Source organism: Nocardioides sp. (assembly GCF_035547795.1).
GTDB lineage: Bacteria > Actinomycetota > Actinomycetes > Propionibacteriales > Nocardioidaceae > Nocardioides.
Map to the genome: position 1 here is coordinate 1 of NZ_DASZUF010000089.1, position 10,813 is coordinate 10,813.

The following is a 10,813-nucleotide window of genomic DNA, read 5'->3' on the forward strand; positions in this document are numbered from 1 at the left end:
CCCCACGCCACCGACGACGTCCTGGTGCCGCTCAAGACCCTGGTGGAGCACAGGTCCGACCTCAAGGCACTGCTCACCGGCGGCAAGAGCCTGGCCGACACCTCGTCGCAGTTCCTGGCGAAGAACTCCGTCCAGCTGACCCGCTTCATCAACGACGCGTACGGCGTCGTGGACGCGATCTACGACAACCGCCGAGCCGGCATCTCCGGCTCCATCGCCGCCAACCGCGCGATCGCCACCATCATCCAGGGCGCCATCGAGAAGGGCTACCTCAAGGTGGACGCGCACCTCCAGCTCAACGCGCCGGGCTACTACGGCGCCGGCGACCGGCCGGACTACGGGGGTGCGCAGTGAAGGGCCTGCGGCTCACCGCGATCAAGTTCGGCGCGTTCGTGATCGTCGCCGTGCTGCTCCTGGTGCTGCTGGTCAACACCATGCACAACCCGGTCAGCGGCGCGACGCACGACTACCACGCCATGTTCACCGACGTCAGCGGTCTGCGGGTCGGGGACGACGTCAAGGTGGCCGGCGTGCGGGTCGGCCGGGTGGACAGGATCTCGGTCGACGGCAAGCTGGCCAAGGTCGACTTCGCACTCGACGCCGATCAGCCGATTCTGGCCAACACCAGCCTGGTGATGCGCTACCAGAACCTGGTCGGCCAGCGCTATCTCGCCATGGAGCAGCCGGCCGACCACCGGGCCGCGCTGGCGCCCGGCAGCACCATCCCGACGAGCCGGACCGACCCGGGCTTCGACCTGACCGAACTGCTCAACGGCTTCCGGCCGCTGTTCGAGGTGCTGCAGCCGGCCGACGTCAACAAGCTGGCGAACTCGCTGGTCCAGGTGCTGCAGGGCGAGGGCGGCACGGTCGAGTCGCTGCTGGGCCAGACAGCCCAGCTGACCACGTTCGTGGCCAACCGCGACCAGGTCATCGACGCGGTGCTGACCAACCTCACCCCGGTGCTGAACAACCTGTCGGGCCACGGCACCCAGCTGACCGCGACCATCGACTCGCTGGAGAAGCTGATGCAGGGGCTGGCTGCCGACCGCCAGCAGATCGGGGACTCGGTCGACGCCATCGGCCAGTTGGTCGGCTCCACGTCCGACCTGCTCACCCAGGCCCAGCAGCCGCTGGTCTCCTCGGTCCAGCAGCTCAAGACCGTGGCCGGCACGCTCGACGCCACCAGCGGCAAGGTGGTCGCGGCGATCACGGCGTTCCAGACGGTCTTCGGCGGCCTGGGTCGGGCGATGTCCTACGAGAACGCGGCCAACATCTTCATCTGCTCGGCCGCCATCGCCGTCGGCGGCGGCGCCGGCATCAACCCCGCCGGGTCGAACGCCCCGCACTCGGAGGTGTGCCAGTGAAGCCGCTCGCGGACCGCGACCCGTTCAGGATCGGGATCGCCACCATCGTCGTCCTGGCGCTGCTGGGCGTGGGCGTCGTGCTGCTGTCCAAGGCGTCGTTCGGCAAGAGGGGGTACGCCGCGGTCCTCAGCCAGTCCGCCGGTCTGCGCGCCGGCGAGGCGGTCGAGGTGCACGGCGTCATCTCCGGCAAGGTCACCAAGGTGGCCCTGGACGGGCAGCAGGTGCGGGTCGACTTCACCCTGGACAAGGACATCGACCTCGGCACCCGCACCAAGGCGGTGGTGAAGGTGGCGACCCTGCTCGGCACCCACTACCTGGAGGTCGACCCGGCCGGCTCCGGCTCGCTGCCGGGCGGCACCATCCCGCTGGCCCAGACCGCGGTGCCCTACAACCTGCAGGACGTGCTCAACGAGGGCACCGGCAAGCTCGAGGAGCTCGACCCGGTCGTGCTCGCCAAGGCGCTGGCCTCGGCGGCGGACGTGATCGGGTCCGCCAAGGACGAGATCGGCCCGGCGATCGAGGGCATCGCCGCGCTCTCCGACGTGATCCAGAAGCGCAACACCCAGGTCGGCCAGCTGCTCCAGGCCGCCCGCAGCGTCAGCGACCAGCTGACCAAGTCCAGTCCGGACCTGGTGGAGCTGATGAAGCAGGCGACGCTGGTCACCCAGGAGATCACCAGCCGGCGGCAGGCGATCCACACCCTGCTGGTGCAGACCACCACCCTGGACCACGCGCTGTCCGCGGTGATCGACCAGACCCGCGGCGATCTGAAGCCGGCGCTGAAGAGCCTCAACTCGGCCCTGGCCGCGCTGAACAAGCAGGACAAGGTGCTGCAGGCGGCGCTCGACGTGATGGCACCCGCCACCAGGTACGTCGCCAACGCGCTCGGCAACGGACCGTGGCTCGACCTCAACGTCCACGCCCCGGCGCTGCCCGCCGACGACCAGCTGTGCCAGTTGGGAGACTGCAAGTGAGGGGCCCGATGAGGCGGATCGCCGTCGCCGTCGCGACGCTCGCCCTGACCGCCGGGGCGCTGGCCGGCTGCGGCCTCGGCGGGGGAGAGCGGACCATCACGGCGTACTTCCCGGACTCGGCCGGCCTGTTCGTCGGCAACGACGTGGGCATCCTCGGCGTACCCGTCGGGAAGGTCGCCAAGATCCAGCCCGCCGGCGACGAGGTCAAGGTCACCCTGGAGATCGACGACGTCAAGCAGCAGATCCCGGCCGACGCGGGCGCGGTGATCGTGGCGCGCTCGGTCGCCACCGATCGCTATGTCGAGCTCACCCCGGTCTACCGGGGCGGAGCGACGATGAAGAGTGGCGCCGTCATCCCGCTGTCGCGCACCCGCACGCCGGTGGAGTTCGACGAGGTGCTCGCCAGCCTGAGCGACTTCGCCACCAAGATCTCCGGCAACAAGCAGTCCGCGGACGCCGTCAAGCGGATCGTGGACGCGGGCAGCCAGGCGCTGGCTGGCAAGGGCACCCAGCTGCACGACATGATCACCTCGCTGGCCGGCGCCACCGGGGACGTCTCGTCGCAGCGCCAGCAGCTGGTCGACACGCTCACCTCGGTCGACACGCTGGTCAAGCAGGTGGCCGCCAACGAGCAGACCGAGCGGCAGTTCGTCAGCCAGGTCTCGCAGGCCTCCTCGATGCTGGCCGGGCAGCGGCAGGAGTTCAAGCAGACCCTGACCTCGCTGGACGAGGCGGTCACCGACCTGGCGCAGTTCTCCACCGACAACAAGGACTCCATCGTGGGGTCGCTCAACCAGGCCTCCGATCTGGTCACGGCCGTCAACGCGAAGAAGGAGCAGCTGGCCGAGGTGCTGCGGGACCTGCCGCTGGCACTGGAGAACCTCCAGCGCGCCGACCACGGCGGCACCCTCCCGGCCCGGGTCGACCCGGTGGTGCTGACGCCGATCTCGGGCCTGATCCAGCAGGTCTGCAAGATCGCGCCGCTGAACCTGTGTGACCTGATCGACGGCACCGACGTGCTCGGCAACCTCCAGGATCTGCTGGGCCTGCTGACGGGAGGGAAGTCATGAGGCGGCTGGTGGGGGCGGCGACCGGCGCCGTGGTGGCCGTCGCCGCGCTGACGGCATGCGGCCCGACGATGGGCGACCTGCCGCTGCCCGGCACCGGCGTCTCGGGCCAGACCATGACGCTGCAGATGGACTTCGCCGACGCGCTCAACCTGGCGACCGGCGCCACCGTGAAGGTCAACGGCGTCGCGGAGGGGAAGGTCGAGTCGATCAAGGCGGCCGACTTCCAGGCGCACACCACCGCCACGGTCCGTACGTCGGCACAGCTGCGCCAGGGCGCCACCGCACGGCTGCGCTACACGACGCCGCTGGGCGAGCTGTTCGTCGACGTCACCAACCCGGCCACCGGCCCGCTGCTGAAGAACGGTGCCACCCTGACGACCGCGCAGACCAGCACCGCGCCGACGGTCGAGGACGCGCTCTCGGAGGCGTCGCTGCTGATCAACGGCGGCGGGCTGGGCCAGTTGCAGCAGGTCACCACCGAGCTCAACGCGGCGCTGGGCGGCAACGAGGGCACCATCCGCGACCTGCTCGAGCAGCTCAACGGGTTCCTCACCCAGGCCAACCAGACCACCCAGGACATCGACACCGCGCTGAACTCGCTCGACTCGGTCTCCCAGACGCTCGCCCAGCGCAAGGCCACCATCAACAAGGCGCTGACCGAGATCAAGCCGGCCGCCGACGTACTCCGCTCGGAGACGCCCGACTTCACCGCGCTGCTGCAGGCGGTGCAGCAGTTCGCCGCGCAGGCCAACGACACCGCCGGCAAGACCAAGGACCAGCTGCTGGCGACCATCAAGGAGGTGCAGCCGGTGCTCGCCGAGATGGCCGCCAACAAGGGCGTGTGGGCCGACTCGCTCGACAAGCTGGTGGCCCTCGGCCGCAGCGTCGACCAGGTGATCCCCGGAGACTGGCTCAACGTCTCGCTCGATCCCCTGCGGGTCGACCCCGGCCATCTGCTCGACACCACCGGCAGCAACAGCCCGGGCGGCACCCCCGGCGGCAGCCCGAGCAGCCCGAGCAACCCGTCGCCGAGCGTGCCCGGCGTTCCGCTGCCCACCGGGTTGCCGATCGTCGGCGGCCTGCTCGGCGGCCTGCTGGGAGGGAACTGATGAAGACTCTGTTCACCAACAGGCTCTACCTGAGCGTGGTCGGCGTCGTGGCCGTCTTCGTGGTCTGTGTCTTCTACCTGTTCGCCTCGGTTCTCGGCCGCCCGCTGACCTCCTCGCCGCCCACGGTGAAGGTGATGATGAGCGCCACCGGCGGGCTCTACCAGGGCTCCGAGGCCACCTATCGCGGCGTCAAGGTCGGCAAGGTGACCGCGATCAAGCTCACCGGCTCAGGCGTCGAGGCCGACGTGCAGCTGACCGGCGACACGAAGATCCCGGCGAACACCAAGGCCCGGGTGCGCAGCCTCTCCCCGGTCGGGGAGCAGTACGTCGACTTCGAGCCGACCTCGACCTCGGGCCCCTACCTGCACGACGGGAGCACCATCGCCGCGACCGCCACCGACCTGCCGACCACGCTCGGCTCCACGGTCGTCGCGGTCAACGGGCTGCTCCAGCAGGTCGACGCGACCAAGCTGCACAGCCTGCTGGGCGAGCTCGCCACCGGGCTGGGCGGCACCGGCGAGGACATCGGCCAGATCGTCGACCAGGGCCAGCTGATCCTGGCCGACCTGCAGAAGGCCTGGCCGCAGACCTCCGACCTGATCGACAACGCCGGCACCGCCCTGGACATCCCGGTCTCGCAGGCCGGTGACCTGAAGACGCTGGCGAGCTCGGCCAGGCAGTTCGCGGCGTTCCTCAAGGACTACGACCCGACGCTGACCGCGCAGCTGGTCAAGGCGCCGCAGCAGCTCAAGACCACCCAGGACCTGGTCGCCCAGTGGGGCCAGATCCTGCCCGGGTTCTTCGACGTGGCCACGCCGTTCCTGGAGTTCCTCAACTCCTACGACCCGCACCTGCGCACCACGCTGGCGCAGTACGCCGCCGGGATCAACGCGCTGGGCGACGTGCTGCACGGCGGCAAGCTGAACCTGGCGCTGATCGCCGATCGGGACGCCCGCTGCTCCTACGGCACCACGCCGACCGACCCGCGGTCGACATCGCGCCGGCCGTTGCAGGCCGGCGGCAGCTGCCCGGCGTCGTTCGCGCAGCTGCAACGCGGCGCGGCGCACGCCCCGGGGCCGGTGAAGTAGCGGCTCAGAGCAGGGGGCGCAGCGGCGTGAGGACGATCTCGGTGAACTTGCGGTGCACGTCGCGGGCCTGCCACTCGGCCATGGTCAGCTCCAGGCTGTTGGAGCAGTCGGTGGTGAAGATCTCCTCCATCGACTCGGCCAGGGCGTGGTCGATCACCTCGACGTTGATCTCGTAGTTGCCGGTCAGGCTGAGGCGGTCGATGTTCGCCGTACCCACCGTCGTCCAGCTGCTGTCGACGGTGGCGGTCTTGGCGTGGATCATCGCGTCGCGGAAGCGGAAGATCCGGACCCCGGCCTCGAGCAGCTGCGTGTAGTAGCCGCGGGAGATCCAGTCGGTGACGATGTGGTTGGACTTCAGCGGCACCAGGATCCGCACGTCCACCCCGCGGTGGGCCGCGTCCTTGAGCGCGTCCACGAAGTCCTGGTCGGGCAGGAAGTAGGCGGTGGTGAGCCAGATGTTGGTCGAGGCACGGTTGATCGCCTCCAGGTACATCGCGCGGATCGGGAACATCCACAGCCGCGGCACGTTGCGGTGGAACCGGATGGTGGCCTCCCACGCGCTCGGCGCCTCGATGAGCAGCGGCGGCTGGGAGGCGCCCAGCCGCTTGCGCCGGTTGAGGTTCCAGAAGTCGGCGAAGGCGCGCTTGAGATCGACCACCCCGGGCCCGGTGATGCGCAGGTGCGTGTCGCGCCACTCGGTGGCGTAGGTCCGGCCGATGTTGTAGCCGCCGATGAAGGCCGACGTGTCGTCCACGACCAGGATCTTGCGATGGTCGCGGCCGTAGCGGCGCATGTCGAAGAAGCGCCAGCCGGCGGGGTAGACCGGGTAGCGCAACACCTTGATCCCGGCGGGGAAGCGCTTGAACCGCGGCGGTACGACGAGGTTGGCGAAGCTGTCGAAGATGCAGTAGACCTCGACGCCGCGCGCGGCCGCGGCCGCCAGGGCGGTCTTGAACCGCTGCCCGACCTCGTCGCCCTTCCAGATGTAGCTCTCGAACAGGATCTGCTTCCTGGCGCCCTCGATCGCGGCGATCATGTCGTCGTACAGGTCCTGGCCGAAGGTGTACGTCGTAATGGTGCCGTCGCCGACCTCGGTCGCCCGTGGCGGTGTCACTGGGAACGGCTTGGGCCGCTTGCCGCGGCTGCGATAGGCGTCGACCAGGCTCATCACGATGGCGAGCGCCGCGGGGACCCCGAAGACGACCAGGAGCGTGCGGCGCAGGAGTCGGGCGAGTCGGTCGAGGCTCACGGGCTCAATCTAGACAACTTCGCGTGCCCGGGTCACACGCGTGGCGCAACCGGGCCGCGGTGCTGCGGCTGGAACAGCGGTGGCCAACTTCTGATGAACATCTGCGTATTGCCATATCTGTATGTCATCGTGTCGGCGTAACGCGCATTCGTCGGTAGGTCTCGGGCTGGCAGGGATGGAGATTTGCTCGTGGACGACGTTCTTGAGGCGATTGTCGAGATCCTCTATGAGACGGTGGGGCCACGGCGTGCGACAGCGGTCTTGGCGGCGGTTGCTGGGGCGGCGGCCGCGGGACTGACGCTCTGGTACGTGCATCTTGGTCATCTTCTTGCCGACTGTGCGACGCTGGGGATCGTCGGCAGGCTGGTGGATCCGAGTGCGCCGAACTGTGGGTTGGACAAGAACCTGCATCCGTTCGTGCTCGTGGCCACGATCGTCGGGTGGCTGGTCTGCGCGGGGTTCGCGGTGGCGTTCGTGGTCTTGATGGCGAACCCGTCGCTGTTTCCGGAAGAGGCACGTCGCGGGGTGAACGTGGCGCGCCCCTCCGTTGCTCGAGGTGGTATGCCACGGGTGACGACCGGCATCGCCACGGGACTGAGAAACGTGCCGGCATTCACGCGACTCGGCATCAAAGTGCACGGTGAAGACGATCGGGCCGTCGTAGACGAGGTGCCAACGGCCAGTTTGGGGGAGCGGATCGGTCTCCGGGTGGGCGATGCGATCGTTGCGGTCAACCAACGCCCCGTCCGGGACGCTCATAGTCTCGATTCGGTCATCGATGAGATCAACCCGCAGGCGCGGGTGGATGAGTCGTGTTTGGATCTCTCGATCATCAGGCAGGGAAATGCATGCCAGCTCCCGGGAAAGCCGGCGCAGTGAGCGGTCCGCGCCCGTCGGTCAGACGCCGCAGCGGTCCGTGTCCGCCGCCAGCACGCGGTCGTCTTTGCCTCGGTCTATTCCTGTTCCTGTTCCTGTGCCTGGCCGGCCTCCTCGTCAGTGGCTGCGGTGACCGGCGGTCGGCCCAGGCGTTCTGTCAGACCTTCCACTCCCAGTCCGCCACTCTGGGTGCGAAGTATCGGGCCGCCGCCCAGGACAGCTCCGCATCCCAGATCGGCACGCTGAACGGTTTGGCGACCGTCGTCGGCGTGCCTGGTGACCTGCTGGTGATGTTCACCGCGATGGACAAGCGGGCGCCCGACGACATCGAGCCGAGCGTCGCCGGCGTGATCGACTCTCTCAAACGCGAAGAGGACGCCCTGGGATCGGGGAGCATCCTCACGACACTGGTCGGGGGCCTGGCGGCATCGCTGACGAGCAGTGGCGCCTGGCAGAACGTCAACAACTACATCAGCCGGAACTGTGGCCGGTCGGCGGACGAATAGCGGATGCGGGTCCCTCGCGGGGCACCGAGGCCGGGCATCGAGGCCGGGCATCGCCGTCGCTCGTGGCGCAAAGCCGCCCGACGAGGCGAGCTCTGTGCTCGCGAAGCAATGGGTGAGAAGGCCGATCGGTATGACGGCCGCGGAAGCGTCGGACGAAGTTGTCGGAGGTCGCACGTAGGCTCGTCGCATGCGACCAGTGACGGATCTCGAGCGCCGGGTGGCGCCGTTCGAGGTGATCTCCGACTACGAGCCCAGCGGCGACCAGCCGGCGGCGATCGCGGAGATCACCCGGCGGATCCAGGGTGGGACCAAGGACGTGGTGCTGCTCGGTGCCACCGGCACCGGCAAGACGGCCACGGTCGCGTGGGTGGCCGAGCAGCTGCAGCGGCCGATGCTGGTGCTCCAGCCCAACAAGACGCTGGCCGCGCAGTTCGCCAACGAGCTGCGCCAGCTCTTCCCCAACAACGCCGTCGAGTACTTCGTCAGCTACTACGACTACTACCAGCCCGAGGCCTACGTCCCGCAGACCGACACCTACATCGAGAAGGACTCCTCGATCAACGAGGAGGTCGAGCGGCTGCGGCACAGCGCGACCAACTCGCTGCTGACCCGGCGCGACGTCATCGTGGTCTCGACCGTCTCCTGCATCTACGGCCTGGGCACTCCGCAGGAGTACGTGGACAGGATGATCCGGCTGAAGGTGGGCGAGGAGCACGACCGCGACTCGATCCTGCGCCGCCTGGTGGAGATCCAGTACACCCGCAACGACATGTCCTTCACCCGCGGCACGTTCCGGGTGCGCGGCGACACTCTGGAGATCTTCCCGGTCTACGAGGAGCACGCGGTGCGGGTGGAGTTCTTCGGCGACGAGATCGAGCGGCTGATGACGCTGCACGCGGTCACCGGCGAGGTGCTCACCGAGGACGAGGAGCTCTACGTCTTCCCGGCCACCCACTACGTCGCCGGCCCGGAGCGGATGGAGCGGGCGATCCGCGGCATCGAGCTGGAGCTGGAGGACCAGCTCGCCACGTTCGAGCGCGAGGGCAAGCTGCTGGAGGCGCAGCGGTTGCGGATGCGTACGACGTACGACATCGAGATGATGCGCCAGGTCGGCAGCTGCTCGGGCATCGAGAACTACTCGATGCACATCGACGGTCGCTCTCGTGGCAGCGCGCCCAACTGCCTGCTCGACTACTTCCCGGAGGACTTCGTCCTCGTCGTCGACGAGTCGCACGTCGCGGTGCCGCAGATCGGGGGGATGTACGAGGGCGACATGTCGCGCAAGCGCAACCTGGTCGAGCACGGCTTCCGGCTGCCGAGCGCGATGGACAACCGGCCGCTGCGGTGGGAGGAGTTCCTCGACCGGATCGGGCAGACCATCTACCTGTCGGCGACTCCGGGCGACTACGAGCTCGACAAGGTCGGCGGCGACGTGGTGCAGCAGATCATCCGCCCGACCGGCCTGGTCGACCCCGAGGTGGTCGTCAAGCCGACCAAGGGCCAGATCGACGACCTCATCCACGAGATCAGGGCGCGGGTGGAGAAGAACGAGCGCGTCCTGGTCACCACCCTGACCAAGAAGATGTCGGAGGACCTGACCGACTACCTGCTCGACGCCGGCATCCGTACCCGCTACCTGCACTCCGAGGTCGACACCCTCAAGCGGGTCGAGCTGCTCCGCGACCTGCGCCTGGGGGAGTACGACGTCCTGGTCGGCATCAACCTGCTGCGCGAGGGCCTCGACCTGCCGGAGGTGTCGCTGGTCGCCATCTTGGACGCGGACAAGGAGGGCTTCCTGCGCTCCGACAAGTCGCTGATCCAGACGATCGGCCGCGCGGCCCGCAACGTGTCGGGCCAGGTGCACATGTACGCCGACAAGATCACTCCGTCGATGGCGGCCGCGATCGACGAGACCAACCGGCGCCGCGCGATCCAGATCGCCTACAACACCGAGCACGGCATCGACCCGCAGCCGCTGCGCAAGAAGATCGCCGACATCACCGAGATGCTCGCCCGCGAGGACGAGAGCACACAGGCGCTGCTGGAGACCTGGGCCGGCACCGAGGCCAAGGGCCGGGCGGGCAAGGCCGCTCGCGGCAAGGCGCCGACGCCGGTGCTCGGCGACCGGGCCGCCGAGGCTCGCGAGCACGGCCTGGTCGGGCTGCCCAGCGCCGACCTCGCCCAGCTGATCCAGGACCTCACCGAGCAGATGAAGGGCGCCGCCGCCGAGTTGCAGTTCGAGGTCGCCGCCCGCCTCCGCGACGAGATCGGCGACCTGAAGAAGGAGCTGCGCCAGATGATGGAAGCGACGAAGTGAGGGCCGCCCCGCACGTGAGCGATCACACGGTCTCAGGCCCGCTCGCGGATGCGAGGCGAGCCCTCTGTGCGCCGTAGAATTTGGACGTGACCTCGACGTCCACCAGCCCGCGCGCGTGGCTGGTGTGGGGAGTCGGGGTCGCGGTCTATTTCGTGGCGGTGTTCAACCGCACCAGCCTCGGCGTGGCCGGGCTGATGGCCAACCACCGGTTCGGGATCTCGGCCGCGCAGCTGTCGTTCTTCACGATGCTGCAGCTGGTC

At 68.8% G+C, this 10,813-nt stretch carries 10 protein-coding genes; 9 read left to right on the forward strand and 1 reads right to left on the reverse strand.

The genetic code is table 11. The features are described from left to right. From VHA72_RS06440 to VHA72_RS06465, 6 genes are all read left to right on the forward strand, one after another. Nucleotides 1-354 (forward strand): hypothetical protein (locus tag VHA72_RS06440; RefSeq protein WP_325573621.1); only part of this gene is annotated, 354 nt, incomplete at its 5' end. Next, nucleotides 351-1,364 (forward strand): MCE family protein, encoded by a 1,014-nt coding sequence (locus VHA72_RS06445; RefSeq protein WP_325573622.1) that lies wholly within the window; start codon nt 351-353, stop codon nt 1,362-1,364. The genes VHA72_RS06440 and VHA72_RS06445, both read left to right, overlap by 4 nt. Next, nucleotides 1,361-2,338 carry an MCE family protein gene (locus tag VHA72_RS06450; RefSeq protein WP_325573623.1) on the forward strand — a complete coding sequence of 326 codons (978 nt, stop codon included), beginning with the start codon at nt 1,361-1,363 and terminating at the stop codon, nt 2,336-2,338. The genes VHA72_RS06445 and VHA72_RS06450 overlap by 4 nt, the downstream gene beginning before the upstream one ends. 8 nt (nt 2,339-2,346) lie before the next feature. Next, nucleotides 2,347-3,408 (forward strand): MCE family protein, encoded by a 1,062-nt coding sequence (locus VHA72_RS06455; RefSeq protein WP_325573624.1) that lies wholly within the window; start codon nt 2,347-2,349, stop codon nt 3,406-3,408. After that, complete coding sequence (locus tag VHA72_RS06460; RefSeq protein ID WP_325573625.1) at nt 3,405-4,517, forward strand: MCE family protein; 1,113 nt, start codon at nt 3,405-3,407, stop codon at nt 4,515-4,517. Before VHA72_RS06455 ends, VHA72_RS06460 begins: the two co-directional genes overlap by 4 nt. Further along, nucleotides 4,517-5,605 (forward strand): MCE family protein, encoded by a 1,089-nt coding sequence (locus VHA72_RS06465; protein WP_325573626.1) that lies wholly within the window; start codon nt 4,517-4,519, stop codon nt 5,603-5,605. Before VHA72_RS06460 ends, VHA72_RS06465 begins: the two co-directional genes overlap by 1 nt. A 4-nt stretch (nt 5,606-5,609) precedes the next feature. Here VHA72_RS06465 and VHA72_RS06470 read toward each other — a convergent pair whose 3' ends face one another. Further along, nucleotides 5,610-6,773 (reverse strand): phospholipase D-like domain-containing protein, encoded by a 1,164-nt coding sequence (locus VHA72_RS06470; protein WP_414689767.1) that lies wholly within the window; start codon nt 6,771-6,773, stop codon nt 5,610-5,612. Between the two features lie 270 nt (nt 6,774-7,043). Between VHA72_RS06470 and VHA72_RS06475 the strand changes: the two genes are divergently transcribed. From VHA72_RS06475 to uvrB, 3 genes are all read left to right on the forward strand, one after another. Then, a complete protein-coding gene (locus VHA72_RS06475; protein WP_325573627.1) occupies nt 7,044-7,733 on the forward strand; it encodes a PDZ domain-containing protein in 690 nt (229 codons plus the stop codon). Beyond that, entirely contained in the window at nt 7,730-8,236 is a 507-nt protein-coding gene (locus VHA72_RS06480) for a hypothetical protein (RefSeq protein WP_325573628.1), read from the forward strand. Before VHA72_RS06475 ends, VHA72_RS06480 begins: the two co-directional genes overlap by 4 nt. A 187-nt stretch (nt 8,237-8,423) precedes the next feature. Beyond that, the gene (uvrB, locus tag VHA72_RS06485; protein ID WP_325573629.1) at nt 8,424-10,553 is read left to right on the forward strand and encodes an excinuclease ABC subunit UvrB; all 2,130 of its coding nucleotides are present in this window, start codon (nt 8,424-8,426) and stop codon (nt 10,551-10,553) included. Nucleotides 10,554-10,813 lie beyond the last annotated feature (260 nt).